This is a genomic window from Enterococcus sp. AMC1251 (assembly GCF_058216535.1).
Genome location: NZ_CM177098.1, coordinates 2,150,597 through 2,177,315, shown reverse-complemented (window position 1 = coordinate 2,177,315; position 26,719 = coordinate 2,150,597). Strand labels below are relative to the sequence as shown.

27 protein-coding genes, 2 pseudogenes, 1 riboswitch and 1 other annotated feature are annotated in these 26,719 nt (G+C 37.1%); of the genes and pseudogenes, 25 read left to right on the top strand and 4 right to left on the bottom strand.

Features of this window, described 5'->3' with window-relative positions; all coding sequences use genetic code 11:
* Positions 1-92: 92 nt before the first annotated feature.
* Positions 93-1,325, bottom strand: coding sequence for an SPFH domain-containing protein (locus AC4BBR_RS10305; protein WP_490459463.1), 1,233 nt, complete (start codon positions 1,323-1,325; stop codon positions 93-95).
* A gap of 409 nt (positions 1,326-1,734) precedes the next feature.
* On the opposite strand from AC4BBR_RS10305, the gene pbp4 reads away from it, so the two are divergent.
* The 10 genes and pseudogenes from pbp4 to AC4BBR_RS10255 all read left to right on the top strand — a co-directional run.
* Positions 1,735-3,771 carry a penicillin-binding protein PBP4(5) gene (gene pbp4, locus AC4BBR_RS10300; RefSeq protein WP_490459462.1) on the top strand — a complete coding sequence of 679 codons (2,037 nt, stop codon included), beginning with the start codon at positions 1,735-1,737 and terminating at the stop codon, positions 3,769-3,771.
* A gap of 126 nt (positions 3,772-3,897) precedes the next feature.
* Positions 3,898-4,617: a tRNA (adenosine(37)-N6)-threonylcarbamoyltransferase complex dimerization subunit type 1 TsaB gene (gene tsaB / locus AC4BBR_RS10295; protein WP_490462106.1), complete on the top strand. Its 720-nt coding sequence runs from the start codon at positions 3,898-3,900 to the stop codon at positions 4,615-4,617.
* Positions 4,601-5,149 (top strand): ribosomal protein S18-alanine N-acetyltransferase, encoded by a 549-nt coding sequence (gene rimI, locus AC4BBR_RS10290; RefSeq protein WP_490459461.1) that lies wholly within the window; start codon positions 4,601-4,603, stop codon positions 5,147-5,149. The genes tsaB and rimI (AC4BBR_RS10290) overlap by 17 nt, the downstream gene beginning before the upstream one ends.
* A gap of 4 nt (positions 5,150-5,153) precedes the next feature.
* Entirely contained in the window at positions 5,154-5,618 is a 465-nt protein-coding gene (rimI, locus tag AC4BBR_RS10285; protein ID WP_490459460.1) for a ribosomal protein S18-alanine N-acetyltransferase, read from the top strand.
* Positions 5,615-6,649, top strand: coding sequence for a tRNA (adenosine(37)-N6)-threonylcarbamoyltransferase complex transferase subunit TsaD (tsaD, locus tag AC4BBR_RS10280; RefSeq protein ID WP_490459459.1), 1,035 nt, complete (start codon positions 5,615-5,617; stop codon positions 6,647-6,649). Before rimI (AC4BBR_RS10285) ends, tsaD begins: the two co-directional genes overlap by 4 nt.
* A 67-nt stretch (positions 6,650-6,716) precedes the next feature.
* Positions 6,717-6,922 (top strand) — a binding site (T-box leader).
* A gap of 385 nt (positions 6,923-7,307) precedes the next feature.
* On the top strand, positions 7,308-8,999 hold the full coding sequence (gene argS, locus AC4BBR_RS10275; protein WP_490459458.1) for an arginine--tRNA ligase: 1,692 nt from the start codon (positions 7,308-7,310) through the stop codon (positions 8,997-8,999).
* 84 nt (positions 9,000-9,083) lie between these two features.
* A complete protein-coding gene (locus AC4BBR_RS10270; RefSeq protein ID WP_490459457.1) occupies positions 9,084-9,206 on the top strand; it encodes a hypothetical protein in 123 nt (40 codons plus the stop codon).
* Between the two features lie 126 nt (positions 9,207-9,332).
* Entirely contained in the window at positions 9,333-9,587 is a 255-nt protein-coding gene (locus tag AC4BBR_RS10265) for a helix-turn-helix domain-containing protein (protein ID WP_490459456.1), read from the top strand.
* Positions 9,535-9,864: pseudogene (locus tag AC4BBR_RS10260) on the top strand (IS3 family transposase); the annotation flags it as partial. The gene AC4BBR_RS10265 and the pseudogene AC4BBR_RS10260, both read left to right, overlap by 53 nt.
* Positions 9,865-9,919: 55 nt before the next feature.
* Positions 9,920-10,168 (top strand): annotated as a pseudogene (locus AC4BBR_RS10255) (IS3 family transposase); the annotation flags it as partial.
* Positions 10,169-10,326: 158 nt separating this feature from the next.
* Here AC4BBR_RS10255 and AC4BBR_RS10250 read toward each other — a convergent pair.
* Complete coding sequence (locus AC4BBR_RS10250) at positions 10,327-11,280, bottom strand: Gfo/Idh/MocA family protein (protein WP_490459455.1); 954 nt, start codon at positions 11,278-11,280, stop codon at positions 10,327-10,329.
* A 233-nt stretch (positions 11,281-11,513) separates the two neighbouring features.
* Here AC4BBR_RS10250 and AC4BBR_RS10245 point away from each other — a divergent pair, with 233 nt between their 5' ends.
* The 10 genes from AC4BBR_RS10245 (at position 11,514) to purB (ending at position 20,239) form a co-directional block, all read left to right on the top strand.
* Positions 11,514-12,032, top strand: a complete 519-nt coding sequence (locus tag AC4BBR_RS10245) for a hypothetical protein (protein ID WP_490459454.1) — start codon at positions 11,514-11,516, stop codon at positions 12,030-12,032.
* A 20-nt stretch (positions 12,033-12,052) separates the two neighbouring features.
* Positions 12,053-12,244: a hypothetical protein gene (locus AC4BBR_RS10240; RefSeq protein WP_490459453.1), complete on the top strand. Its 192-nt coding sequence runs from the start codon at positions 12,053-12,055 to the stop codon at positions 12,242-12,244.
* Between the two features lie 93 nt (positions 12,245-12,337).
* A complete protein-coding gene (locus AC4BBR_RS10235; protein ID WP_490459452.1) occupies positions 12,338-12,961 on the top strand; it encodes a glycoside hydrolase family 73 protein in 624 nt (207 codons plus the stop codon).
* Between the two features lie 28 nt (positions 12,962-12,989).
* Positions 12,990-13,673, top strand: a complete 684-nt coding sequence (locus AC4BBR_RS10230) for a hydrolase (RefSeq protein WP_490459451.1) — start codon at positions 12,990-12,992, stop codon at positions 13,671-13,673.
* A 220-nt stretch (positions 13,674-13,893) separates the two neighbouring features.
* Complete coding sequence (locus tag AC4BBR_RS10225; protein WP_490459450.1) at positions 13,894-14,958, top strand: NlpC/P60 family protein; 1,065 nt, start codon at positions 13,894-13,896, stop codon at positions 14,956-14,958.
* A gap of 114 nt (positions 14,959-15,072) precedes the next feature.
* A riboswitch (purine riboswitch) is annotated at positions 15,073-15,170 on the top strand.
* Between the two features lie 84 nt (positions 15,171-15,254).
* Positions 15,255-15,836 (top strand): xanthine phosphoribosyltransferase, encoded by a 582-nt coding sequence (locus AC4BBR_RS10220; RefSeq protein ID WP_490459449.1) that lies wholly within the window; start codon positions 15,255-15,257, stop codon positions 15,834-15,836.
* Positions 15,837-15,868: 32 nt separating this feature from the next.
* Positions 15,869-17,167 (top strand): nucleobase:cation symporter-2 family protein, encoded by a 1,299-nt coding sequence (locus AC4BBR_RS10215; protein ID WP_490462105.1) that lies wholly within the window; start codon positions 15,869-15,871, stop codon positions 17,165-17,167.
* 155 nt (positions 17,168-17,322) lie between these two features.
* A complete protein-coding gene (gene purE, locus AC4BBR_RS10210) occupies positions 17,323-17,811 on the top strand; it encodes a 5-(carboxyamino)imidazole ribonucleotide mutase (RefSeq protein ID WP_490459448.1) in 489 nt (162 codons plus the stop codon).
* Positions 17,804-18,925, top strand: a complete 1,122-nt coding sequence (purK, locus tag AC4BBR_RS10205) for a 5-(carboxyamino)imidazole ribonucleotide synthase (protein ID WP_490459447.1) — start codon at positions 17,804-17,806, stop codon at positions 18,923-18,925. Before purE ends, purK begins: the two co-directional genes overlap by 8 nt.
* Positions 18,926-18,943: 18 nt before the next feature.
* The gene (purB, locus tag AC4BBR_RS10200) at positions 18,944-20,239 is read left to right on the top strand and encodes an adenylosuccinate lyase (RefSeq protein ID WP_490459446.1); all 1,296 of its coding nucleotides are present in this window, start codon (positions 18,944-18,946) and stop codon (positions 20,237-20,239) included.
* Positions 20,240-20,299: 60 nt separating this feature from the next.
* Here purB and AC4BBR_RS10195 read toward each other — a convergent pair whose 3' ends face one another.
* Together AC4BBR_RS10195 and AC4BBR_RS10190 are read right to left on the bottom strand one after the other, a co-directional pair.
* Entirely contained in the window at positions 20,300-20,623 is a 324-nt protein-coding gene (locus AC4BBR_RS10195) for an inorganic pyrophosphatase (RefSeq protein WP_490459445.1), read from the bottom strand.
* Positions 20,624-20,693: 70 nt separating this feature from the next.
* On the bottom strand, positions 20,694-21,077 hold the full coding sequence (locus AC4BBR_RS10190; protein WP_490459444.1) for a hypothetical protein: 384 nt from the start codon (positions 21,075-21,077) through the stop codon (positions 20,694-20,696).
* A 299-nt stretch (positions 21,078-21,376) separates the two neighbouring features.
* Here AC4BBR_RS10190 and purC point away from each other — a divergent pair, with 299 nt between their 5' ends.
* The 5 genes from purC to purF are packed head-to-tail and all read left to right on the top strand — an operon-like array spanning position 21,377 to position 26,698.
* Positions 21,377-22,093 carry a phosphoribosylaminoimidazolesuccinocarboxamide synthase gene (gene purC / locus AC4BBR_RS10185; protein WP_490459443.1) on the top strand — a complete coding sequence of 239 codons (717 nt, stop codon included), beginning with the start codon at positions 21,377-21,379 and terminating at the stop codon, positions 22,091-22,093.
* 19 nt (positions 22,094-22,112) lie between these two features.
* The gene (gene purS, locus AC4BBR_RS10180; RefSeq protein ID WP_490459442.1) at positions 22,113-22,361 is read left to right on the top strand and encodes a phosphoribosylformylglycinamidine synthase subunit PurS; all 249 of its coding nucleotides are present in this window, start codon (positions 22,113-22,115) and stop codon (positions 22,359-22,361) included.
* 1 nt (position 22,362) lies between these two features.
* Positions 22,363-23,046 (top strand): phosphoribosylformylglycinamidine synthase subunit PurQ, encoded by a 684-nt coding sequence (gene purQ / locus AC4BBR_RS10175; protein ID WP_490459441.1) that lies wholly within the window; start codon positions 22,363-22,365, stop codon positions 23,044-23,046.
* Positions 23,043-25,265 carry a phosphoribosylformylglycinamidine synthase subunit PurL gene (gene purL / locus AC4BBR_RS10170; RefSeq protein ID WP_490459440.1) on the top strand — a complete coding sequence of 741 codons (2,223 nt, stop codon included), beginning with the start codon at positions 23,043-23,045 and terminating at the stop codon, positions 25,263-25,265. Before purQ ends, purL begins: the two co-directional genes overlap by 4 nt.
* On the top strand, positions 25,250-26,698 hold the full coding sequence (gene purF / locus AC4BBR_RS10165; RefSeq protein WP_490459439.1) for an amidophosphoribosyltransferase: 1,449 nt from the start codon (positions 25,250-25,252) through the stop codon (positions 26,696-26,698). The genes purL and purF overlap by 16 nt, the downstream gene beginning before the upstream one ends.
* The last annotated feature ends 21 nt before the right edge of the window (positions 26,699-26,719 follow it).

Genomic DNA, 26,719 nt, shown 5'->3' with positions numbered 1-26,719 from the left:
TAAAATTTGTAGGGATTTATTCTTTTGTTTATTCAATCGTTTAAATTTGAAAAAAAGGGCCAGGTACGGTCGCCCAGCCCAATATTTATGACTTATAAAGGAATTCCTTGAAACGGTTTGCCACAATGTGGACAGAATTTTGGAATACCATTGGATAAATCAACGATTTCACTACATTCGTTGCACTTCATTTCTAGTTTTGGTTTTTCATTAGTTGGTTTTGACGTACCGCAATTAGAACAAAATTTACCGTTGTTTTCAGTCCCACATTGCGGACAGGTCCAAGTATCTGCAGAGCCTTGCGCATTTTGTTGGTTTTGCTTTTCTTGTATTTGTTGTTGATTGTTTTGAGAGGCTTGAGTAAAATAATTACCACTCGTATTCATTCCCATACCAACCCCCATAAACCCGTTCATTGCGCCAGCTTCATTACTTCCAGCAGCTTCCATACCGCGAGCCATCGCTCCTTGGACATAGCCTTCACGAACACCAGCATCACTAAGCATCGCCCCTTGATTTCTCATGTTGATTAATTTAGTTGAATCATCAGTATAAGAAATACTAGCTACGGCAACTGAAACGATCTCCATACCACGCAGCATGCGCCATTCATCATCTAACACTTGCCCCATATACTTACTCAATTCTAAGCTTTTTGATGGAACATAAGAAATCCGTTCACCATCAGCCGACATTTTATTGATCGCAGATTGCAGCGCTGCTAAAAATTCAGCTAAGTATTGCTCGTTAATATCATTGATGTCTACTTGAGATTTATTTCTTGGAATTGCATTCGAAAAGAATAACAAAGGATCAGTGATTTTTATCGAATAATTCCCATGCGCTCGTAAAAATAGTTCGGCATTGTAAAAATTATCAAAATAATTGATTGGTGAGGATGTACCAAACTTGATGCCTTTGATTTCTTGTAAGTTTATATAAAATACTTGTTGTTTTTGCGGTGTTACACCACCAAATTTGAAACGGTCAAATGTTTCGGAGATAGCATCTTTTAATGAACCATTGAATGCTGAAGGTGCTGAATCATTTTTAACCGTGTAGTATCCTTCTTCTGCGGTATAGTCAATTATTTTTCCGCCGTCTACTAAAATCATCATCATATTCGGATAAACATGGATAACAGAACCATCTGTTAAAACATCTTCGGTTCCTTTGCGATTTGATCCGCGTTTATCATTTTTACGAACAAAAACCCCTTTTGTCATAACTGTTGTGTCGCCCATGTTGTCAGGCTCAATAACCTCAATCCATTGATCAGCCATTCCACCGCCGATAGCACTTGTTGCCGCTTTAATAATTCCCATCCGAAATACCTCCTAATTTTAAAAGCGTAGCTAGCCTATATTAAAAATGTTCTGCACTATTTAATAGCATTAAAACAGCAAATAAAAGCTGCGACACTTTCAGTCATCTTGTACCAGTTAAGATCAACTCATAAATTCGTTTTATTTCTTGACATGTTTCAATGCAAACGCTGAAAGAGCCTATATAGCTAGATAAAAAAGTAATAAGTAAGAATAGTATACCATAAGTATACGCAAGAAAAATACCATTAAAGGCTAATTATTAAACGAGAATAAAGGATTAAAATAAAGTGGAATGAGTCAAATTTTATATATTTTTGATAAATGTTCCCTTTTTCTACCTTCGACTTTGTCTAGTAATGTATAATAGATAATAGGGAATTGAAACAAGGAATTGGGGGATTAAAAAATGGAAAGAAGAATTAAAAAAAGATCAAACAAAACAGTGGTTTTAGCAGTTAGTGGTGTAGTTTTAGTAGTAGCTATAGTGGGAGGCTGCTACGCATACAGTTCATGGCGAAAAACACAAGAACTAAATAAAGCAGAAACATCTGCTAAGACTTTTTTAAATCACCTTTCAAAACAAGAATTTGAACAATTTACGAAACTTCTAAACGAAAATTCCGTAAAGGATAGTGGCTATGACAATAATACAGTCATAGAAAAATACCAAACAATTTTTTCAGGGATTCAAGCGGAAGGGATTAAAAGTAAAGAGGTTGAGGTAACACAAAAAAAAGAAGGGCAATATACACTTACCTACAAATTGGATATGACAACTCCTTTAGGAACGTTAAATAATTTATCATACAAAACAACGATCAAAAAAGAAGGGGAAAGTTATAAAATCGATTGGGCGCCTAATTTGATTTTTCCGGAAATGTCAGGTCAGGATAAAATCTCTATCGGTATTGAAGCGGCAAACAGAGGGGAGATTGTCGATCGTAATGGGGAAGGTTTAGCTGTTAATCAAGCCTTTGATCAGGTGGGGATTGTACCAGGGAAACTTGGAGAAGGGCAAGAAAAAACAGATAATATCAAAGCGTTTAGTGATCAATTTAAGGTTTCCGTAAATGAAATCGAACAAAAGCTCAAACAAGAGTGGGTGAAACCAGATGCATTTGTTCCATTAGCAATTTCCTTTGACCCAATTTCAACATTGCCAAAGGGAGCGGCTTCTCAAGATACGATTATTCGTTATTATCCTTTAAAAGAATCAGCAGCTCAATTAGTTGGGTATGTTGGTACCATCACGGCAGAAGATATTGAAAAAGACCCAACACTAAGCAGTAATGGTGTGATCGGGAAAGTTGGACTGGAGCAAGCGTATGATAAGCAATTGCGGGGACAGGACGGCGGCAATATTACGATTACCGATCAAGAGGGTAACGCTAAAAGTATCTTGCAAAAAGTTGATAAAAAAGACGGCGAAAAAATTCAACTGACGATTGACAAAAATGTGCAATCGCAGTCATATAATATTTTTAATAACCGTCCAGGTAGTGCAGTAATCATGGATCCACAAAAAGGCGATTTGTTAGCAGCTGCTAGTTCTCCGTCATTTGATCCAAATAAGATGGCAAATGGCATTTCCCAAACAGAGTATGATGGATATGCGAACGATGATAATTTGCCTTTTACTGCAAGATTTGCGACAGGCTACGCACCAGGTTCGACGTTTAAAACAATCACAGGTGGTATTGGCATGGACGCGGGAACTTTGAAGCCTGACGAAGAAATTGCGATTAATGGTTTAAAATGGCAAAAAGATGCTTCCTGGGGGGATTACTTTGTGACACGTGTGAAAGAAGCTAGTCCTGTAAATTTAAGGACAGCTTTGGTAAATTCTGATAACATCTATTTTGCACAGCAAACATTGCGCATGGGAGAAGATACATTTAGAAAAGGATTAGAAAAATTTATCTTTGGTGAGAAATTAGATTTATCGATTCCGATGAACCCAGCCCAAATTTCCAATGAAGATACATTCAACTCAGAAATTTTACTGGCAGATACAGGTTATGGTCAAGGTCAGTTGTTGGTGACACCTATTCAGCAAGCGGCAATGTATACGGTCTTCCAAAACGAAGGCAAACTGGTGTATCCAAAAATCGAGCTGAACAAGGAAACAAAGACAAAAGAAAATGTGATCAGCTCGAATGCAGCAAATACAATCGTGACAGATTTACTTGGTAGCGTAGAAGATGAAACAGGTTATGTCCACAATATGTACAATCCGGATTTTTCATTAGCAGCAAAAACAGGAACCGCTGAAATCAAGGAAAAACAAGACACTCTTGGAAAAGAAAATAGTTTCCTTTTAGCAATGGATCGAAGTAACAATAAATTTTCAGCGATGATTATGGTGGAAGATTCTAGAAAAAATGACACAGCCACAAATATCAGTAAATCGTTGATTGATTATTTAGAGGCAAATATCAAGTAGTAATCAAAGCTAGGGCAAGCGCAACGAGCGTTTTTGTCCCTCTTTGTTTTTATGCCTCGTTTTTTTACGAATGAACAAAAATATGCTACAATTAACCAACTACAAGATGAAAGAAAGGGATTTTTTGTGCGGATTTTAGCGATTGATACTTCAAATCAGACATTGACTGTTGCTGTTTGTGAAGAGAAAAAGATAATAGGAGAATATACAATTACTGTAAAAAGAAACCATAGCTTAACCTTGATGCCGGCAATCACACAACTCGTGAAAGATCTTGGATTGACACCCAATGATTTTGACCGCATCGTGGTGGCTCAAGGTCCAGGTTCATATACAGGCTTAAGAATAGGTGTCACAACGGCAAAAACACTTGCTTATACATTAAAAAAAGAATTAGTAGGCGTGTCTAGTTTAAAAGCTTTGGCCGCAAATTGCGTTAGGATAAAAAGGACAATCGTTCCGGTTTTTGATGCAAGAAGAAATAATGTCTATACTGGGGCTTACAAGTATGTCGATGGTGTTTTGACAACAACTATTGCTGATCGTCATATTGCGATGGAGGAGTGGTTGGAGCAGTTGAAAGAATTTGATCATTTGTACTTTGTCGGAGAAGATGTTGAAAAATTTCGCTCACAGATTGAATTGATTTTGCCTAATGCCGAAATTTGTGACATTTCCAAGTGGCAAATACCAAACGGCGCAGTATTAGCAGAGCTTGGCAGAGTAGCTGAGCCCGAAGTAGATATCCATCACTTTTTACCTAACTATTTAAAACGAGTAGAAGCAGAAGAAAATTGGTTAAAAGAACATACATCTGAGGTAGAAAATTATGTTGAAAAAATTTAATCTTTTCCATAGCATTTTAGGTGTTTTTTTTAAAAACCGTCCTTATGACGAGAAAACGATAGAAATTTCAGGGCAAGAGTATTTTGTTCGTGGCATTACATTGGATGATATCAAAGATTTACTTTCAATTGAAAGAGAAGTATATGCTGGAGAACTTCCCTGGACTAAAACGGCTTTTTTGGTTGAACTTCAATCTTCTGAGCCACATTTATATTTACTTATCCAAAAGGAAGGAAAAACAATTGGTTTCATAGGTTGTCGCATTTTTGGTAAAGATGCTCATATTACAAACGTAGCTGTTTTGACTCAAAATCAAGGAAGCGGCATCGGCAGTTCTTTGATTAGAGAAGTGCAACAGTTTGCCAAAATAAATGACGCTGAGAAAATCACTTTAGAAGTGCGAATCAGTAATAAACATGCGCAAAGTGTATATCGAAAACTAGGATTTGTCTCCAATACTATAAAACCGGCTTACTATACAGAGGATAAAGAAGATGCGTTAGAAATGATTTTATATTTAAAAGAAGAGTGAAGCGATGTATTATTCAAAAGAAGAATTGCCGACACAACAACCTGCTGAAAAACTTTGGTCGATCTGCGAACAGTCCTATGACCACGGCTCGCCATGGTCAGTAGAACAATTTAACATGGACTTAGCACAAAAAACGAGTGATTATCTTGTATTGATCAAAGAAGGCTGCTGGATTGGGTTTATTAGCTATCATTTAGTTTTAGATGAGGCTGAAATTAGCCATGTTGTGATTCATAAAGAGTTTCAGCAAAAAGGTTATGGCAGTCAATTGATTGATCAATTGAATCGACGATTTGTCGAGCAAGGCGTTTGTCAGGTTTTTTTAGAAGTTCGAGAATCGAATGTAAATGCGCAAAAATTATATAAAAAAATAGGATTCAACTCAATCAATCGTCGGGAAAATTATTACAGTCGTCCTAAAGAAGACGGGATTGTTATGTGTTTAAACATTAAGGAAGTGAAGCAATGACTTTTTTTACTAAAGAAAGAAAACTAATACTGGCTATCGAAAGTAGTTGTGACGAAACAAGCGTTGCAGTGATTGAAGACGATGCTAAAATTTTATCCAATATCGTAGCTTCTCAAGTGAAGAGTCATCAACGTTTTGGTGGTGTTGTACCAGAAGTTGCAAGTCGACATCATGTGGAAGAAATCACGTTATGTATTGATGATGCTTTAGTTGAAGCAGGTGTAGAACCAAGTGATTTGAGTGGCGTTGGCGTGACATACGGACCTGGTTTGGTTGGGGCTTTGTTAATCGGTATCTCGGCTGCCAAAGCATTTGCATGGGCGCATGATTTGCCATTGATCCCAGTCAATCACATGGCGGGACATATTTATGCAGCTCATTTTGTGGAACCACTGCAATTTCCTTTGATGGCATTATTAGTCAGCGGTGGTCACACGGAATTAGTTTACATGAAAGAAACAGGTTCATTTGAAATTATCGGTGAAACGAGAGATGATGCAGCTGGTGAAGCGTATGATAAAGTCGGAAGAGTTTTAGGTTTAACCTATCCAAGCGGCAAAGAAATCGACGAACTAGCTCATCTTGGGAAAGATACGTATGATTTTCCACGAGCCATGATCAAAGAGGATAATTATGATTTTAGTTTTAGTGGATTGAAAAGTGCATTCATTAATACCGTTCATAATGCGGAACAACGTGATGAAGAATTGATAGTGAAAGATTTGGCTGCAAGTTTTCAAGCGAGTGTTATCGATGTACTAGTGGATAAAACGATTCGAGCTTGTAAAGAATATCCAGTCAAACAATTAGTGATGGCAGGCGGTGTTGCAGCTAATAAAGGGTTGCGTGAGCGTTTAGGCGGTGAAGTTGTCAAAGAACTTCCAGGAGTATCGTTTGTTGTTCCACCGCTTAGACTTTGCGGAGATAATGCGGCAATGATTGGTGCTGCGGCATTTGTTGCAGCTGAAAAAGGGCATTTGGCAGATTATCACTTAAACGCAGATCCTAGTCTGTCCTTTATGACGATTTAAACGTAAAAAATCGATAGACAAGACTAGGCATAGAGAAAAATATTTGCTATAATGAACCCAGTTTCATAATGATTCAGCGATAAAGAGAGTACTTCATTACCTATTATCTAAGCGATTTCGGGCAGGTGGAAGCCGAAAATAATTAAATGAAGGAAGCGCACTTTGGAGAATCTGCATAAGCAGACGGCTATCTACCGTTAATAGATTAAGTGGGTTTGTCTTTTAAAAGTACGAACAATTAGAGTGGTACCGCGGGAAAATCTCGTCTCTGGTGTTTTTTTAACACTAGGGACTTTTTGCTGTGAATCACTGCGACTGGCTCCGCCAGAGCAGATGATGAACAGTACTTGGCGAACGAAGAGAGAGAAGTGACCGTACTAGTGAATCACTATACAGCGTTTCGATCTCATCAAGATCTAAAAATGAAGGAATTAATAATTGAAAGACTGCGACTGGTTTTGCCAGAGCAGATGATGAACAGTACTTGGCGAACGAAGAGAAAGAAGTGACCGTACTAGTGGATCACCAATCGCCTTAGTTTAACCAATCAATAGTACCAATTCCTCAAAACCAAGAATAACTAAGCTAAAAGATATTGAACAATTATCAACGAGCAAGTTCCTATTAAACAATAAAACCCAACATTAGGAGGATATCCATGAACAACAAAGAAATCGTGGCAAAAGCTATTTACGAAGTGGTAAAAGAAGACCTATCTTTAGAAACTGTTACACAATTATTAGAAAATCCAAAATCTGTCGATCACGGAGATGTCGCCTTTCCAGCTTTCTCATTAGCTAAAGTTTACCGCAAAGCGCCGCAACAAATCGCTTCGGATTTAGCGGAAAAAATTGCTGGAATAGATTTTGAAAAAATCGAAGTGGTTGGACCTTACTTAAACTTTTTCATGAATAAAAAAATGGTCAGTCAAACAGTGATTAGTCAAATTGCCAAAGAAAAAGGTCATTACGGAGATAGCTCAATTGGTAATAAAGGCAATGTAACAATCGATATGTCTTCGCCTAATATTGCAAAACCAATTTCAATGGGGCATCTGCGTTCAACGGTAATTGGGAATTCTATTGCGTTTATCCTTGAAAAAATCGGGTACACGCCGATCCGCATCAATCATTTGGGTGATTGGGGGACACAGTTTGGTAAATTGATTGTGGGGTACAAAAAATGGGGTTCAGAACAAGCGGTCAAAACGGCCCCAATCACTGAATTATTGCGTTTGTATGTACAGTTTCATGAAGAGGCTGAAACACAACCTGAATTAGAAGAAGAAGCTCGCGCGTGGTTTAAAAAGCTAGAAGAGGGCGACGCAGAAGCCACTGAATTATGGCAATGGTTTCGTACAGAATCATTAAAAGAATTTGATAAAATTTATTCTATGCTGGAAGTTTCTTTTGATTCGTACAATGGAGAAGCTTTCTATAACGATAAAATGGACGAGATCGTAACAATGCTTGAAGAAAAACACCTGTTGCAAGAAAATCAAGGGGCTGAAATCGTTGATTTATCTGCTTATGACTTAAATCCAGCATTGATCAAAAAATCAGATGGCGCAACGCTTTATATCACTCGAGATCTAGCCGCCGCTGTTTACCGTAAACGTAATTATGATTTTGCGAAATCAGTTTATGTTGTCGGAAATGAGCAAAGCAATCATTTCAAACAATTGAAAGCTGTTTTAAATGAGCTTGGGTTTGACTGGTCTAAAGACATGCACCACATACCGTTTGGTTTAATCACACAAGGGGGTAAAAAACTATCGACACGTAAAGGGAAAATCGTTTTACTTGAAGAAGTGTTAAATGAAGCGGTCGAGTTAGCAAACAAACAAATTATGGAGAAAAATCCTGATTTACCAGATCGTGAAGAAGTAGCTAGACAAGTTGGGATTGGCTCTGTTATTTTCCACGACTTAAAAAATGACCGCTTGAATAACTTTGACTTTGTTTTAGAAGAAGTAGTCCGTTTTGAAGGTGAAACTGGTCCTTATGTACAATACACTCATGCACGCGCTATGAGCATTTTAAGAAAAGCTGATTTCACTATCGATGAGACAAAAGAGTATGCATTAGACGACAAAGAGAGCTGGGAAGTGGTTAAGTTATTGCAAAAATTCCCAGAAGTCGTAATGCAAGCGGCGGATAAATATGAACCTTCAGTGATTGCCAAACATGCGATTCAGGTTGCTCAAGCATTTAATAAATATTATGCTCATGTCAAAATTTTGGCTGAGGATGAGCAAAAAGAATCTCGTTTAGCATTAGTTTATGCGATGGCAACGATTATTAAAGAGGATTTACGTTTACTTGGTTTACATGCACCGAATGAAATGTGATCAGTAAAAAAGCTGAGACAAAAACCGCACCATGTTGTGAACCCCTTAAGTTAGACCAAAAATCTAACTTAAAGGGTTTTTACTATGGCAAAATATGATATTGGATTTAAATACCAAGTAGTTCAAGCGTACCTTTCTAATGAAGGAGGTACTTCTTTTCTAGCCAAGAAATTTGGCGTTACATCTGAGACAAATATAAGAAAATGAGTAAAACAGTATAAAGAGTTTGGATATAACGGATTAGAAAGAAGAAAAAACAAATAAGAATACTCTACACATTTCAAGTTAGATGTACTAAACTACTATTATCAGAGTGGTTTAGGCATCTTTGACGTGGCAATTAAATTTAATCTTTCAGATGCTGGATTAATCAGCCACTGGATTAAAAAATTTAATAATCATGGAATTGATGGGCTGAAACCTAAAAAAGCTCCGAGCTTTAGGGATGCCTATTCCGGAACGACTCAAGAACGAGAATCCAGAATCATCCACGCCCTCCGAAAAGAATTTAGATTAACGATTCTTTTGGAAGCTACTGGCTTTCCTAAAGCAACATACATGTACTGGCAAAAACGGTTCGATCGATAAAATCAGGAAAATATTTAAAGCGAATGAGGAACGTATTGGTTACCGTCGAATTGATATGATTCATAGAGAAGAAGGAATTATTGTTAATCATAAAAAAATTAAACGTTTGATGAAAAAGATAGGATTAAAGTGTATCAAATATACTAAAAAGTCCAGAAAATACAGTTCATACAAAGGCAAAGTAGGAACCGTCTCTAAAAATTTGATTCATCGCCGTTTTTACACATCTATTCCCCATCAAAAATTAACAACAGATACCACAGAGTTTAAATATTATGAACAGCAAACCAATGGAACCTTATCCATTAAAAAACTTTACTTAGATCCTTTTATTGAAAGAGCATCATATTTTTCAGAGCATGTCTCGAAAGGGGAACTGCTTGGATAATTCTCCTATGGAGAATTTCTTCAGTATTTTAAAACAAGAAATGTGTCATGGAGAGATTTTTTCTAGTTTTGATTCTCTAAAACAATCTATTGAAAAATATATAGAATACTATAATTTCCGGAGAATTAAATCAAAACTTAGATGTAGTCCAGTTAAATACAGAGAGAACAATCGTTTCCAAAGTGCTCAGTAAGTTAACCCTTTTTTTCATTTTATGAGAACAACGACAACGTTTGACAACGGAGTTGGTAATAGAAAAAAATTGAACAATAAAAAAGAGCGGATTTCTCCACTCCTAAAAAAGTCTAACTTTTAGGGCTCACAACACCAGCATGTTTTGTCTCAGCTTTTTTAGTTCGCCCAATTTTGTTGCATTTGATCCAAAAGGTCGATAACATCTTTTGTTAAAAAGAGCGAGCGATTTGTTTTTTCTCCATCAATCATTTTAATCATATTGCTGATTTCATAGTTCAATGCTTGATTACTATCACCGGAAACAATTGTTTCTACAGTACCATCATTAAAGAAGATTTTTGCTTTATCTGCTCGCGGATAATCATCAATCACAATGTAGGCATCTTTAAAAGCAACGATTCCTTGCTTGGGCATTTTTGCTTGAAAACTTAAGGAAATTGTAGCCAATTCTTGTGCATCATTTTGCAGAATAGTTGCTGATTGTTCATCTACGCCAGTTGAGAAGGGCTGCATGACGGATGCGATGACTCTTGGTTGAGAGGTAAGGAACCAGCGAGCAAATGATACGGCATACGTTCCAATGTCTAAAAGTGCACCACCAGCTAAGTCAGGATTAAAGAAGCGATTCGTTGGATCAGGTTCCTTGTAACTGCCAAAAGGCGCTTGAATCATCTTTAATTTGCCAAAACGCTTAGAATCAATCTGACTTCGTAGTTCTTGGTATAAAGGCATGTTGAAAATAGTCATTGCTTCCGCTAATATCAACCCTTTTTCTTCAGCCAATTTCACGGCTTGTGCTAGTTCTTCACTATTCATCGTAATCGCTTTTTCACAAAGAACATGTTTGCCAGCTGTTAGAGCATGTAAAATGTGGGCGATATGCTGGCGATTAGGGACAGCAATGTAGATAATATCGATCGTTTGATCAGTTAACATCTCTTCAAATGAACCGTATGCTTTAGGAATGTTATGATCCTTAGCAAATGATTCAGCTTTAGCCAATGTTCTAGAAGCAACTGCTGAAATTTTGCTATTTTCTTGTTGAAAACTTTCAGCAAAACTAGTTGCAATTTCTCCAAGACCGACAATGCCCCAGTTATAATAGTTCATGAATAATCCTCCTTGATATATTTTATAAATAATAGTTTTCTATTTCGCTAAATTTGTACATTCCTATTATACAAGAAAAGTTCAAAATGGTGGATTATTTTGGACAGAAGTGCTAAATTGTCCTATCATTAACTGAAATAGGCTGAAAATTTCTTAAAATTGCTGAAATAAATGATTCAAAGAGATGCATTTTTTTGCTATTTTCAGTAAAATAGATAGAGGAGGCGAGAGTCATGCACCAAATGTATATAGATATTCTTATTGATGCAATTATAGAACAATTTGAAAGTGAAGAGCACTTTTATACAGACCATCTCCAAACCACTAAAGAAAATTGGGTTAATTGGAAAAAAGGTCGAATCAATTTAACGAGCGAAGAAATGCAAAAAGTGAAAAACTTATTTTCTGATTATGAGTGGATGCTGACACAAAAAATATTACGTCAAACGATTCTATTTCCGGAAAAAAGAAATATTGCCGTTTCTGAATACAAACGATTAAAAACATTAATCGCTAAAAAATGGCTGCAATCAGGAGCTGGAATTGCTGAGCTGATACCGTCAAAAGTAAACAGTGAAGAAGAACAAGCGTTTATTGATTTAAAAGTAACAGTTTCTTACGGTGAATGGGGATTTGACGATATTGTGACTTTCCGTTTACCAGCTACAATACAAGCTCAGCTAAAAGGATCAAAAGTAGAACTACTTGATTGGGTAAACGAAAATTTGATGGGTACTTACGTTGGTGAATAAGTAGGTAAGGGAGTTTTTTTTTGAAACAAATTTTAGGTATTTTATCCGTTATTATAGTATTAGGAGCTGTGGTTTTCGTTTTTTTTGGCCATACAGCAATGAAAGAAAAAACAAAAATGAGCAGTGAAGAGACAAAAACAACAAGCGAAATTGTTCCATCGACCACGTCTGAAATACAAACGAAAACTACGACTACAACAGCTGTTGATTGATTGTCTAGAAAAAAACTGATATAATCAGTCAGCCATTGTCCCTAACTAACAAAAGTTAGCAAAGGAACGAATACAAAACAAAGTAGGGAATGTATGAATAGTCCAAGGTATAAAAAGAAAAAGAAGAGAAAAACGAATTTGCCAGCGCTTTTTGCTGGTTTGTTGATCGTGGGTGTAGCGTTTATCTTTTCAATCAATGTATTGTCAGACAGTTCGAAAACACAAGAAGAGTCTGCTCAACAAAAAGAGCAAGTTTCAAAAGAACAGTTTATTGACAGAATCAGTCCACATGCTAAAGAGTTGCAGGATTCTTATGGGGTTTTACCAAGTATTATTATTGGTCAAGGAATTTTAGAATCAAATTGGGGCCAGAGCACTCTAGCATCAAAGTATAATAATTTATTTGGAATCAAGGCTTATGGGGATCAAAAAAAGATTAATCTTGAGACCCGTGAATATATCAATGAAGAATGGATCGTTATTCAAGGTGATTTTAGAGTGTATGATACGTGGGAAGAATCGATGGATGATCATACACGTTTATTTGTTAACGGTGTAACATGGAACCCACGTTTGTACGAAAATGTTCTTCTGGCGAAAAATTATAACGAAGCCGCACGTGCCTTACAAGATGCTGGCTATGCAACAGATCCAACTTACGCGGATAAGGTGGTTCACGTGATCGAGAGTTATGATCTTAATCAGTATGATCATTAATCAATGGAGGAAAAAAGGAGTAGATAAAATGAGTGAAAAGTGGGTACCCGAAATTGTAACACCTCTAAAACAGGATATTGTTCAAGTGCCAAAAGTAATTGCACAAGCGAGTGGTATCCGAATTTTTGGGAAAAAAATCAAATCAATTATTTTTACGACAGATATTGCAATTATACGAAATACAGATGCAAATGCAGTGATTGCTGTTTATCCATTTACACCTCATCCTGCAATTACTAAAAGTATCATTGAAGCAGCTGATATTCCTGTTTTTTCAGGAGTTGGGGGAGGCTTAACTCAAGGACAACGCTCGGCCTATATGAGTTTGTTTGCAGAAGCGCAGGGCTCGATTGGAGTTGTTTTAAATGGACCAACGCCTGTTGAAACGGTCGAAATGGTTTGTGAAGTGGTTGATATTCCAGTAGTCAGTACTGTAACGTCTATTCATACACCTATTGACGAAAAAATAGCAGCTGGTGTCACGATGATTAATATCAGTGCAGGCAAAGATACAGCTAAAACAGTTAAATTTTTCCGAGAAAAATATTCAGAATTACCAATTATTGCAACAGGTGGACCAACGGATGAATCGATCACGGAAACAATTGAAGCTGGAGCGAATGCTATTACATATACACCGCCAAGTAATGGGGAACTTTTTAGTCAAAAAATGAATAAATATAGAAATATAGAAAAAGAAAATGATAGTTAAATAGAAAAATGTTGAATTTTTATTGTAACTGATAATGATCAATGGCATGATTTAAGTGTATCTAGCCATTGGTTATTTTTTTTTATAATATTGAGGCGTATTTGCTAAAAATGACTATATTGCAAAATGAGTATAAATAGAATAAACTAGTTTTACGAGCATAAAATTAATTTATTTTATGTTATGATTAAAAGAAAAAAGTGTTAGGAGTTGGAAAAACATGAAGAAATATTGTTATATGGTTGGTACGGCGCTTGTTCTTTTTGCTGCTATTGGAGCAAGTTTATCTAGTGAAGCGACCGGAACAATGAGTGAGGAAAGTTACCAGGCTGCGATTGAATCGGGTTTCACAGCTGAACAAATTCAACAGATTCAAGAAATGCCTGATTTTTCTTTAGAAGAAAACATTCAAGAAACACCAGAAGCTAGAAGTGCGGTTACATTTTCGACTTCACAAAAAAATCAAGTGGTTGCCGAAGCGAAAAGACATCTAGGAAAACCTTATGCGTGGGGGGGAAAAGGACCTAATGTATTTGATTGCTCTGGATTGACACGTTATGTATTTTTACAAGTAATAGGAAAAAACATTGGTGATTATACTGTACCTCAAGAAAAATCTGGAGAACAAATCAGTGTTGCACAAGCTGAACCAGGAGATTTATATTTTTGGGGTGCTAAAGGAAGTACGTATCATGTAGCGATTGCGATAGGTAACGGGCAATACATTCATGCACCGAATGAAAAAGAAGTTGTTAAAATTAGTTCAACCTCTTATTTTAAACCCAACTTTGCCGTAAGAGTTATAAAAAAAGACAATAGTAGCAACAATTCAAAATTAGTAAGTTATAGAACGCATCTTCAAGATTTTGGTTGGGGAAATTATGTTCAATCTGGTCAAACAAGTGGATCAGTCGGTAAATCAAAACGTCTGGAAGGAATCCAAATTAAGCTTGATCCTTCAATTAGCGGAAATATCCAATATAAGACGCATATCCAAGATATCGGTTGGCAAGGGTTTAAATCGAATAATCAGCTAAGTGGAACAACAGGTAAGAAAAAAAGGTTGGAAGCAATTCAAATTCAGCTAACCGGTGCTGCTGCTGCTAAATACGATGTTCATTATCGAGTCCATTCTCAAGATTATGGTTGGCAAGCTTGGACTAGAAACGGTCAATCTGCTGGAACACAGGGATTATCCAAACGTTTAGAAGCTACTGAAATAAAAATAGTTCCTAAAAATACTGCATTACCAACTGGTGGAAAACCTGCATTTATCAAAAAATAGCTAGATTGCAAAAAAAAGATAATTGATTTGAAGAATCGAAAAAATGAGAGACTCTGTAAAAATTCAATGAAAAAATAACTTTTTTTATTGAATTTTTCAGAGTTTTATACTACTGTATATTAATAACAATAAGCTTATATATGGTCATAATAAGGATGACCGTCTCTACCCAACACCGTAAATGTTGGTCTATAAGTGAAAGAGAGTCTCAGACCCTTTTTTGCTTACGCAAAAAAGGTCTTTTTGTTTTTATTAAGAAATGTCATGTAGAAAAATAGGTGAAGGAGTCATAAAAAATGGAAGTATTAGTACAACGAATCAAAGAAGATGGACGAATTTTGGGTGAGGGCGTCTTGAAAGTAGACAGTTTTGTTACTCATCAAGTTGATCCAGTTTTAATGGAGGCTATCGGTCATCGTTTTGCTGAAGTATTTGCAGATGCTGGTATCACAAAGGTTGTTACAATTGAAGCTTCAGGGATTGCGCCTGCTCTTTTTGCGGCTAAAAAATTAGAGGTACCAATGATTTTTGCTCGTAAAGCAAAAAGTTTAACTATGAACGAAGAATTGCTTACTTCATCTGTTTATTCGTTTACTAAACAAGTGACAAGTCAAATATCTATTTCAAGAAAATTTCTATCAAGCGAAGATAAAGTATTGATTATTGATGATTTTTTAGCGAATGGTCAAGCAGCAAAAGGATTAGTTGAATTGTGTCAACAAGCTGGAGCGCAAGTGGATGGAATTGGTATTGTCATTGAAAAGTCTTTCCAGGATGGACGAAGTTTATTAGAAGAAATGGGCATGCGTGTTGTCTCATTAGCTCGTATAACTTCTTTGAAAAATGGAGAAGTTGAATTTCTTGAGGGGGATGCTTAAACTTGAAAAGTAAAGGGAATCAGGCAGAACAGATCAATCAACCGGAAACTGAAAATGGTAAGGCAGCAGTCCTAGGTCTTCAGCATTTATTAGCGATGTATGCCGGAGCTGTTGCTGTACCATTGCTGATCGGAACGGGTTTGAATTTTAATTCAGAGCAAATGACGTATTTGATTTCGATCGATATTTTTATGTGTGGGATCGCAACGTTATTACAGTTGACGGTTAATAAATTTTTCGGAATTGGTTTACCTGTAGTACTTGGTTGTGCAATTCAAGCGGTAGCGCCATTGATTATGATTGGTAGTGATAAAGGTGTCGGCGCAATTTATGGTTCAATCATTGCTTCAGGAATTTTCGTTGTATTGGTTTCAGGTGTTTTTTCAAAGATCAAAAAGTTATTTCCACCATTGGTAACGGGGACAGTTATCACTGTGATTGGTTTAACCCTGATACCTGTTGCAGTCGAAAAAATGGGTGGTGGATTAGCAACAGATCCTGATTTTGGTAATGGAATAAATTTACTTTTAGCTTTTGTCACCATTGGATTAATTATCGTTATTCAGGTATGGGGCAGAGGATTTATAAAATCGATTGCTGTACTAATTGGTTTGGTTGGTGGTACAATTCTTGCGTATTGTTTAGGTCAAGTGAATTTAATACCGGTTGATGAAGCAACCTGGTTTCATTTTCCGCAGCCATTTTACTTCGGTACACCAACGTTCGATATTTCTTCAATCATATTGATGATCATTATTTCAATTGTTAGTATGGTTGAATCAACTGGCGTATATTTTGCTTTAGGAGATATTACAGGTAAGTCTATTGATGAAGAAGAATTAAAGAAAGGGTATCGCGCAGAAGGCTTGGCAGTTATTTTAGGTGGTATTTTCAATACATTCCCTTATACCGGTTTTTCTCAAAACGTTGGGTTAGTTCAGCTTTCTGGGATCAAAACAAGAAGGCCAATTTATTATTCTGCATTCTTCCTGATTGCATTAGGATTATTACCTAAAGTTGGAGCAGTTGCCCAAATCATTCCAGAACCAGTGTTAGGTGGGGGGATGTTAGTGATGTTTGGTATGGTAGCGGTTCAGGGCATGCGAATGTTATCAAAAGTTGATTACAATAATGATAAAAACTTATTGATTATTGCGATTTCGATTGGTTTTGGATTAGGCTTTAATATGCTTCCTAGTTTGTTTCAACAAATGCCCGAAACAGTAAAAATGTTTTCTGGGAATGGTATTGTTATGAGTAGTTTGACTGCAATTATTTTAAATCTATTGTTCAATGGTCTTAAAGGTGAAGAACAGGCTGAAGGGCTATGATATAGAAAAACCGGATATTTTTTCGGTTTTTCTTTTTCTAATAGGTTAATACGAACATTAATATTAAAAATATCTTTAATATTCGATTTTATTTTGACACCTAAGATTTCCATTGATAAAATATGAAAAGAATAGAGGAAGAAAAGGGGAATCTTATGTCTGTAGTGGTTTCAGTAGTTATGGGAAGTACATCCGATTGGACAACACTAAAACATGCTTGCGATTGTTTGGAAGAGTTTAACATTTCTTATGAAAAAAAAGTGATATCAGCACATCGGACGCCAGATTATATGTTTGAATTTGCTGAGCAGGCACGTGATCGTGGAATTAAAGTCATTATTGCTGGTGCTGGAGGTGCGGCCCACTTACCTGGAATGATTGCGGCCAAAACAACTTTGCCAGTGATTGGTGTACCTGTTCAAACCAAAACATTGAATGGACTCGATTCTTTGCTATCCATCGTTCAAATGCCTGGAGGTGTCCCAGTTGCAACGACTGCAATTGGAGAAACTGGTGCGAAGAACGCCGGACTACTTGCAGTTCAGATGCTTTCCATGTATGATGTAGAATTAGCAGGGAAATTAGACGCTAAGCGTAAATTTCTTGAAGAAACTGTGATGGAAAGTAGTGATAAACTTGAATAAACCTTTATTACCGGGACAAATGATCGGTATTATTGGTGGCGGACAATTGGGAAGAATGATGGCGCTTAGCGCACGGGAAATGGGTTTTCGTGTGGGCGTTTTAGATCCGACGGTTGATTGTCCTGCTGCTCAAGTCGCTGATTGGCACTTATTAGCTGATTACGATGATATAGAAGCTTTAGAAGAACTAGCAAAACGTTCGCAGGTCTTGACTTATGAATTTGAGAACGTTGATGTTGGCGCGTTGATGCATGTTCAAGATTTGGTGAGTATTCCTCAAGGTACGGATCTTTTAGCAATTACTCAAGATCGTCTGCTAGAAAAATCTTTTTTAGAAGCGAACAATATTGTTATTGCCCCATTTGCTACAATCGTAAGTCCAACTGATATCCAAGATGCTATTGATGGAATCGGTTATCCGTGCGTTTTAAAAACAACACGTGGTGGCTATGATGGTAAGGGTCAATTTGTTTTATACAGTACATCTGACTTAGCTCCTTCGATGAATATTCTAAGAGAAGGAACATGCGTATTAGAAGCTTGGATTCCCTATGAAAAAGAAATTTCAGTATTAGTGAGTGGAAATGGTCAGGGAGAGATCGCGATTTTTCCAGTAGTTGAAAATATTCATCGAAACAATATTTTACATGAAACGATTGCACCAGCAAGGGTGTCAGAAGAAGTCGTTGAAGAAGCGCAACGGATTGCTCGTGTGATTGCAGAATCAATTGATTTAGCAGGTACTTTAGCTGTGGAGATGTTCTTGACAAGTGATGGCGGTATATATGTAAATGAGCTTGCACCAAGACCACATAATTCAGGACATTATTCAATTGAAGCTTGTTCAACGAGCCAATTTGATGCTCATATTCGCGGGATTTGCGGTTGGCCGCTCCCAGAAATTACCCTTTTATCCGAAGCAGTGATGGTTAATATTTTAGGAAATGAAATCTATGAAACCATGGATCTGATTTCTGAAAAATCTAATTGGCATTTTCATTACTATGGTAAAGCAGAAGCCAAAAAAGATCGGAAAATGGGCCATATCACTATTTTAACTGAGGATATTTTTGAAACCTTAGAAGACATATATCAAACCAATATTTGGGATTAAAAAGGAGCAAATGAACGAATGATCGATCGTTATACAAGACCTGAAATGGGTGCAATTTGGACAGATGAAAACCGATATGCTGCGTGGTTAGAAGTAGAGATTTTAGCCGATGAAGCTTGGGCTGAATTAGGAGACATTCCGAAAGAAGATGTACAAAAAATTCGTGACAATGCATCTTTTGACGTTGCGCGTATTCTAGAAATCGAAGCGGAGACTAGACATGATGTGGTGGCGTTTACTCGTGCAGTATCAGAAACATTAGGAGAAGAGCGAAAGTGGGTGCACTACGGCTTAACTAGTACGGATGTGGTCGATACAGCCTATGGTTATTTACTGAAACAAGCAAATGATATTTTGCGAGAAGACTTAAAGAAATTTACTGAAATTATTGGTGAAAAAGCGAAGGAACATAAACATACGGTCATGATGGGACGCACGCATGGTGTTCACGCTGAACCAACGACATTTGGACTGAAACTAGCATTATGGTATTCAGAAATGAAAAGAAATGTTGATCGTTTCGAGCACGCTGCTAAAGGTGTGGAAGCTGGAAAAATCAGCGGAGCGGTAGGAACATTTGCAAATATTTCTCCTTTTGTGGAAGAATATGTTTGTGAACATTTAGGGATTCGGGCGCAAGAAATTTCGACTCAAGTGTTGCCTCGTGATCTACATGCGGAGTATCTATCCTCGATGGCTTTGATTGCGACAAGTATCGAAAAATTTGCGACTGAAATTCGTGGCTTGCAAAAATCTGAAACACGAGAAGTGGAAGAGTTTTTTGCAAAAGGTCAAAAAGGATCTTCTGCGATGCCGCATAAACGTAATCCAATTGGTTCTGAAAATATGACAGGACTTGCTCGCGTTATTCGTGGGCATATGGTAACAGCCTACGAGAATGTGACCTTGTGGCATGAACGTGATATTTCCCATTCATCAGCTGAACGGATCATTATTCCAGATACAACGATTTTATTAGATTATATGCTAAATCGTTTTTCTAACATTGTAAAAAATCTAACGGTCTTTCCTGAGAATATGAAACGAAATATGGATGCTACTTATGGCTTGATTTATAGCCAACGTGTTTTGTTGAAATTAATTGATCATGGCATGGCTCGTGAAGCGGCTTATGATATAGTACAACCAAAAACAGCATACGCCTGGGATCATCAAACAGCATTTAGGCCTTTGCTTGAAGCTGATGATAAAATTACTTCGATTTTATCAAAAGAAGAATTAGACGATGCGTTTGACTATAATTATCATTTAAAAAATGTTGATATTATTTTTGAACGTGTGGGATTAGCATAAAATAGAGCAAAAAGTAGCGGAGTCACCACGGGGGGTGAATCTGCTACTTTTTTTTGTCGATCAGAGCATTTTTACGTAACTGTCAAAATGCTGCTCTATAAAGTATGTTTGCTCGATAATCTCTTTTTCCGTAATCGTTGAGTTTTCAGGGAGTACAATCCACTTTGTCTCGTTATCATCGTTTCTATGAATGACTGCGTTCACAATGCCTATGAAATTACTCATTTTTTTTGGAGGAGTGTTTAAGATATAGGCGTCTTGTTCTTCGTCATCTCCACCAATGACACCAGCTATATAGCCGTAATTGATTGGATAGACATTTCCAAACGAGTCTTCATACCCGACTGGTCGATCGACGGTTACATGTACTTTCAATTTTTCCATAAGAAATATCCTTTCTTTAGCTATTTAAAAGACTAAACCGTTAGAAAGTTTAGTCTTGTTTGTCTTAGTATTAAATTGTAATTTCTTGGAACGTACGCATCGGTTTAGAAACGGGTGTTTTTAGCATAGAGAGTAAATGGTCTATCAAAAGGTATGAGCATTCTTGTGAATTAAAATAGACATGGATACAATAGTTATTTTTAAAAAAGTGTTGTTCATGTATTTGATGTATAACTAATTCATTGTTAAAACTATTCACATAACGAAATGTTCGTTTACGTCTTTCAGAATGTCGATGTACTGCTCGTTTTAAATTTTTAAAAGTATAATAAGAACTATTTTGATTTAGCTTGTGGACTTCCTCTAATGCCAGTAAATCATTATACAATTTTGTTTTTTCTTCAGGTACTAATCCTGTCAAAAAATCCTGAGCTAAACTGTCATAATCGTTCATAATCTTTGTCTTCCCTCCCAAAAAATCATCACTAATAATACAAATATAAAAGTGACCTTTCTAAAGAATTACTTTCGATTAGCATACCACTTTTCTTAATAGTTGTAAATGCTTACAGGAATTTCTTAATAGTTAAGATAAGTTTTTCGTTAAAAACGAACATTATGTGTGTTAGTCATATATATCGTTAATAAAAAATTGACTATTCATAGACACATTGTTAAAATGTAAACAAATAGATAGACGAATTAAAATAGTTTTTCGAAATAAAATATACGGAAATGGATGTGTCGAGCTCAATGGAAGATGGTCTATTATTATACGAAGGAAAGGCGAAAAGATTGTTTGAAACACATGACTCACAAATAGTAAGACTAGAATATTTAGATCAAGCAACTGCGTTAAATGGTGTCCGGAAAGATAGTGTGCATGGTAAGGCAATGTTGAATAATCAGATAACAGCCATTGTTTTTGAGCAATTTAAGCAAAATGGAATTCTAAACCATTTTATTGGAAAAATATCAAAACACGAACAATTGGTTGAAAAGCTTGAAATTATTCCATTAGAAGTCGTTGTAAGAAATGTTTCGGCTGGCAGTTTTGCAAAACGATTAGCTATCACAGAAGGTCAACGACTAGAATTTCCAGTTATGGAATTTTACTACAAAGATGATTCCCTTGATGATCCGATCATCAATGAAGACCATGTGAGGATTCTAAAAATCGCAACCAAACAAGAAATCATAACAATCAAAAATGAGGCGTACAAGATAAATCAAGCTCTGATTGAATTGTTTAAGAAAATCGGTATTCGTTTGATTGATTTCAAAATAGAATTTGGTCGCAGAGAAGATGGTACGATTTTATTAGCAGATGAAATCACACCAGATACTTGCCGTTTATGGGATGAAAAAACAAATGATCATTTAGACAAAGATGTTTATCGCAAAAATCTAGGCGATATCGTACCTGTATATCAAGAAGTTCTAAGTCGTTTAGAGAAAACATTCAACTAAAAAAGGAGAGTTGTCTAGTATGTATGATGTAAAAGTATATGTTACGTATAAAGATTCCGTTTTAGATCCTCAAGGTGAAGCAGTGAAAGGAGCTGTTCATCGTCTTGGGTTTAGCGAAATTGACGAAATTCGTATAGGAAAGTTTTTTGAAATCAAAGTCAGAAAAACAGACCAGCCTATTGAAATCGTAATCGAAGAGATCTGTGACAAATTGCTAGCGAACGTTAATATGGAAACCTATCGATACGAGATCAAGGAGGAAGTGTGAGATGAAGTTTGCAGTGATTGTTTTTCCAGGTTCAAATTGCGATATGGATTTGCTATGGGCGGTCAAAGATATTTTAGGTGAAGAAGCGGAATATGTGCGTCATGATGCAGACAGTTTAGCGGGATTTGATGGTGTTTTAATTCCAGGAGGATTTTCGTACGGAGATTATTTACGTTGTGGTGCAATTGCTCGTTTTTCAAAAATTATTAGTGAAGTGATTCGGTTGGCAGATGAAGGCAAACCAGTTTTTGGTACGTGTAATGGGTTTCAAATTTTAACGGAAGCAGGGCTTTTGCCAGGTGCGTTACTTCGAAATGAATCGCTGCATTTTGTTTGTAAAACAGTGTCTTTAAACGTAGTAAATAATCAGACCTCTTTTACCTCGGAATATCAAAAAGATGAAGTGATCCAGTTGCCGGTAGCGCATGGAGAAGGAAATTATTATTGCGATGCAGCAACGTTAGAACAGTTAAAAGCGAATCAGCAAATTGTCTTTACCTATGCCGATGACAATCCAAACGGCAGTCTAGAAAATATCGCAGGAATCATCAATGAAAAAGGCAATGTTCTTGGAATGATGCCGCATCCCGAACGAGCGGTGGAAAGTTTGCTAGGGTCAGAAGATGGGTTGCATTTTTTCAAATCGATTGTTAAAAACTATGGAAAGGTCAGGGTAAACGCATGATGAAAGTCAAAGAACCTACAGCACAAGAAATTAAAAGTCAGCGTATTTATTCTGAATGGGGATTAACCGATGAAGAATACCGAATGATCGAAGAAGATATCTTAGGGCGCATGCCAAACTATACGGAAACGGGACTATTTTCTGTGATGTGGAGTGAACACTGCTCCTATAAAAACTCAAAACCCGTATTAAAAAAATTTCCCACTGAAGGTCCGCACGTTTTACAAGGGCCAGGTGAAGGGGCAGGGATCGTAGATATTGGTGATGATCAGGCTGTCGTGTTCAAAGCAGAAAGCCATAACCATCCATCAGCTGTTGAACCATATGAAGGCGCAGCTACAGGTGTTGGCGGAATCATCAGAGATATTTTTAGTATGGGCGCCAGACCAATTGCAATCTTGGATTCATTACGCTTTGGTGAGTTGACGAATGAACGGACAAAATATCTTTTAGAAGAAGTCGTAGCAGGGATCAGCGGGTATGGAAACTGTATTGGCATTCCCACAGTGGGCGGTGAAGTGGCATTTGACTCATGTTATGAAGGAAATCCCTTAGTTAATGCGATGTGTGTTGGTTTGATTGATCATAAAGATATTCAAAAAGGGCAGGCTAAAGGGGTAGGTAATGCGATTATGTATGTGGGAGCGAAAACAGGACGCGACGGCATACATGGTGCAACATTTGCTTCTGAAGAATTTGTTGAAGGCGAAGAACAACAGCGTTCAGCTGTTCAAGTTGGGGATCCGTTTATGGAAAAATTATTACTTGAAGCTTGTTTGGAATTGATTATAGAGCATGCGGATATTTTAGTGGGAATTCAGGATATGGGCGCTGCAGGTTTAGTTTCATCAAGTGCGGAAATGGCTTCCAAAGCAGGAACTGGTTTGATTTTAGATTTAGATGATGTGCCTCAGCGTGAAAGTGGAATGACACCTTATGAAATGATGTTATCGGAGTCCCAGGAACGAATGCTGATTTGTGTTAAAAAAGGGCATGAGGCAGAAGTTGTTGCACTTTTTCAAAAATATGAATTAGATGCAGTAACGATTGGTAAAGTAACAGATGACGGTTTGTATCGTTTAAATCATAAAGATGTGGAGGTAGCGAATTTACCTGTTGATGCGTTAGCAGAAGATGCACCTGTTTATAATAAGGAACGAAAAGAACCAGCAAGGATCAAAAAATTTGAAGCACTAGCAGATTTTCAACCCAATATTACGGATGGAACAAAGACCATGTTAAAGTTACTGCAACAGCCAACAATTGCCTCTAAAAAGATGATCTATAAAACGTATGACTCACAAGTTCGAACAAATACAGTTGTGCTGCCAGGAAGTGATGCAGCTGTTTTGCGTGTCCGTGGAACGAAAAAAGCCTTAGCGATGACAACGGATTGTAATGCTCGTTATCTTTATCTAAATCCTGAAATCGGTGGGCAAATTGCAGTAGCAGAAGCAGCAAGGAATATTGTCGCAAGCGGTGGTCAACCACTAGCGATTACGGACTGTTTAAATTACGGATCACCAGATAAACCAGAAGGATTTTGGGAACTTTGGGCCTCAGCTGATGGAATCGCTAAAGCGTGTGAAATTTTAGAAACGCCAGTGATTTCTGGAAATGTTTCTTTATACAATGAAACGAATGGTCAGGCGATTTATCCTACACCAGTGATTGGGATGGTCGGTTTGATAGCAGATTTATCACATATTACCACGCAAGAATTTAAAACGGTTGATGATTTGATTTATGTTCTTGGTGAGACGCACGCTGATTTTAATGGCAGCGAGCTACAAAAAATGACACTGGGGTTAATCGAAGGCAAATTAATGGATTTTGACTTAACGGTTGAAAAAGAAATCCAGCAATTAGTGTTGGCAGCAATCAAGGCAGGATTGATCGAAAGTGCCCATGATTGTTCAGAGGGCGGATTAGCAATTGCTTTGGCAGAGTCGGTCTTTAAAAATGAACTAGGATTAGAAGTCGATGTCACAATGCCAGTTTCATTGCTTTTTTCAGAATCCCAATCAAGGTTTGTCGTATCGATCAAGGCAGAAAATCAGCTCCTATTTGAAGAAATGATGCAAGGGAAAGCTACGTTTATTGGAAAAGTAATGGATAACGGGATAATCAGTATTCAAACAAATGATCAAACAATCGAGGTCTCAACACAGACAGCCAAAGCATTGTGGGAGGAAGCTATTCCATGTCTTATGAAGTGAAAAGTTTAAATGAAGAATGTGGTATTTTCGGTATTTGGGGACATCCAGATGCGGCGCGTGTGACTTATTTTGGGCTCCATAGCTTGCAACATAGAGGGCAAGAAGGTGCTGGGATTGTTTCTAATAATGAAGGGGAACTAAACGGATACCGGGGATTAGGATTGCTTTCAGAAGTATTTAAAGAGGATCGTTCTTTAACTTCTTTGAGTGGAAATTCTGCGATTGGTCATGTGCGTTATGCTACTGCAGGAAATGGAAGCGTCGATAATATCCAGCCATTTTTATTCAAGTTTTATGATGGTGCGTGTGGCTTGGCTCACAATGGAAATTTAACGAATGCAAAAAGTTTACGAAAAGAACTAGAACAAGATGGAGCTATATTTCATTCCAATTCGGATACCGAAATTTTGATGCATTTAATTCGCCGCAGCAAGCAATCGACATTTATTGACCAGTTAAAAGAAAGTTTACAGACAGTCAAAGGTGGATTTGCTTATCTTTTGATGACAGAAACGGCAATGATTGCGGCACTTGATCCTAACGCTTTTCGACCATTATCCATTGGTCAAATGAAAAACGGTGCGTATGTGATCGCCAGTGAGACCTGTGCATTAGAAGTGATAGGTGCTGTATTTGTCCGTGATGTAAGACCAGGAGAAGTGATCATCATTGATGATACTGGCTATAAAATAGAACGCTATACCGAAGACACACAATATGCGATTTGTTCCATGGAATATATATATTTTGCTAGACCAGATTCAAATATAGCTGGAGTCAATGTACATACAGCTCGTAAAAATATGGGGAAACGTTTAGCAAAAGAAGCGCCGATCGAAGCGGATATGGTGGTTGGAGTCCCTAATTCTTCCCTTTCAGCTGCTAGTGGCTATGCTGAGGAGAGTGGTATTCCATATGAAATGGGCTTAGTAAAAAATCAATATATTGCTAGAACATTTATCCAGCCTACCCAAGAATTGCGGGAACAAGGAGTTCGGATGAAACTTTCAGCTGTTCGCGGAGTAGTAGAAGGCAAACGCGTGATCATGGTAGATGATTCAATTGTACGAGGAACAACAAGTCGTCGTATTGTGCAATTGCTTAAAGATGCTGGTGCCAAAGAAGTTCATGTGCGCATTGCATCACCTCCACTAAAATTTCCTTGTTTTTACGGAATCGATATCCAAACACGAAAAGAATTGATCGCTGCCAATCATTCAGTCACTGAAATCGAGCAGTTGATCAAAGCAGATTCTTTGAGCTTTTTAAGTGAGCAGGGGTTGATTGATGCAATTGGACTGAATTATGATGCACCTTATTCAGGACTTTGTATGGCCTATTTCAATGGCGATTATCCGACACCGTTATATGATTATCAAGAGAAATACCAAGCAACTTTAAAGGATAAAGTCAGTTTTGCCGCAATAAATTGAAATTGTAAAAAGAGTATCGTT

What these genes read in the sequence shown, in the direction of transcription:
- AC4BBR_RS10305 (WP_490459463.1), bottom strand. Translation starts at nt 1,325, where the DNA reads ATGGGAATTATTAAAGCGGCAACAAGTGCTATCGGCGGTGGAATGGCT.
- pbp4 (WP_490459462.1), top strand. Translation starts at nt 1,735, where the DNA reads ATGGAAAGAAGAATTAAAAAAAGATCAAACAAAACAGTGGTTTTAGCA.
- rimI (WP_490459461.1), top strand. Translation starts at nt 4,601, where the DNA reads ATGTTGAAAAAATTTAATCTTTTCCATAGCATTTTAGGTGTTTTTTTT.
- rimI (WP_490459460.1), top strand. Translation starts at nt 5,154, where the DNA reads ATGTATTATTCAAAAGAAGAATTGCCGACACAACAACCTGCTGAAAAA.
- tsaD (WP_490459459.1), top strand. Translation starts at nt 5,615, where the DNA reads ATGACTTTTTTTACTAAAGAAAGAAAACTAATACTGGCTATCGAAAGT.
- argS (WP_490459458.1), top strand. Translation starts at nt 7,308, where the DNA reads ATGAACAACAAAGAAATCGTGGCAAAAGCTATTTACGAAGTGGTAAAA.
- AC4BBR_RS10270 (WP_490459457.1), top strand. Translation starts at nt 9,084, where the DNA reads ATGGCAAAATATGATATTGGATTTAAATACCAAGTAGTTCAAGCGTAC.
- AC4BBR_RS10250 (WP_490459455.1), bottom strand. Translation starts at nt 11,280, where the DNA reads ATGAACTATTATAACTGGGGCATTGTCGGTCTTGGAGAAATTGCAACT.
- AC4BBR_RS10245 (WP_490459454.1), top strand. Translation starts at nt 11,514, where the DNA reads ATGCACCAAATGTATATAGATATTCTTATTGATGCAATTATAGAACAA.
- AC4BBR_RS10235 (WP_490459452.1), top strand. Translation starts at nt 12,338, where the DNA reads ATGAATAGTCCAAGGTATAAAAAGAAAAAGAAGAGAAAAACGAATTTG.
- AC4BBR_RS10230 (WP_490459451.1), top strand. Translation starts at nt 12,990, where the DNA reads ATGAGTGAAAAGTGGGTACCCGAAATTGTAACACCTCTAAAACAGGAT.
- AC4BBR_RS10225 (WP_490459450.1), top strand. Translation starts at nt 13,894, where the DNA reads ATGAAGAAATATTGTTATATGGTTGGTACGGCGCTTGTTCTTTTTGCT.
- AC4BBR_RS10220 (WP_490459449.1), top strand. Translation starts at nt 15,255, where the DNA reads ATGGAAGTATTAGTACAACGAATCAAAGAAGATGGACGAATTTTGGGT.
- purE (WP_490459448.1), top strand. Translation starts at nt 17,323, where the DNA reads ATGTCTGTAGTGGTTTCAGTAGTTATGGGAAGTACATCCGATTGGACA.
- purB (WP_490459446.1), top strand. Translation starts at nt 18,944, where the DNA reads ATGATCGATCGTTATACAAGACCTGAAATGGGTGCAATTTGGACAGAT.
- AC4BBR_RS10195 (WP_490459445.1), bottom strand. Translation starts at nt 20,623, where the DNA reads ATGGAAAAATTGAAAGTACATGTAACCGTCGATCGACCAGTCGGGTAT.
- AC4BBR_RS10190 (WP_490459444.1), bottom strand. Translation starts at nt 21,077, where the DNA reads ATGAACGATTATGACAGTTTAGCTCAGGATTTTTTGACAGGATTAGTA.
- purC (WP_490459443.1), top strand. Translation starts at nt 21,377, where the DNA reads ATGGAAGATGGTCTATTATTATACGAAGGAAAGGCGAAAAGATTGTTT.
- purS (WP_490459442.1), top strand. Translation starts at nt 22,113, where the DNA reads ATGTATGATGTAAAAGTATATGTTACGTATAAAGATTCCGTTTTAGAT.
- purQ (WP_490459441.1), top strand. Translation starts at nt 22,363, where the DNA reads ATGAAGTTTGCAGTGATTGTTTTTCCAGGTTCAAATTGCGATATGGAT.
- purL (WP_490459440.1), top strand. Translation starts at nt 23,043, where the DNA reads ATGATGAAAGTCAAAGAACCTACAGCACAAGAAATTAAAAGTCAGCGT.
- purF (WP_490459439.1), top strand. Translation starts at nt 25,250, where the DNA reads ATGTCTTATGAAGTGAAAAGTTTAAATGAAGAATGTGGTATTTTCGGT.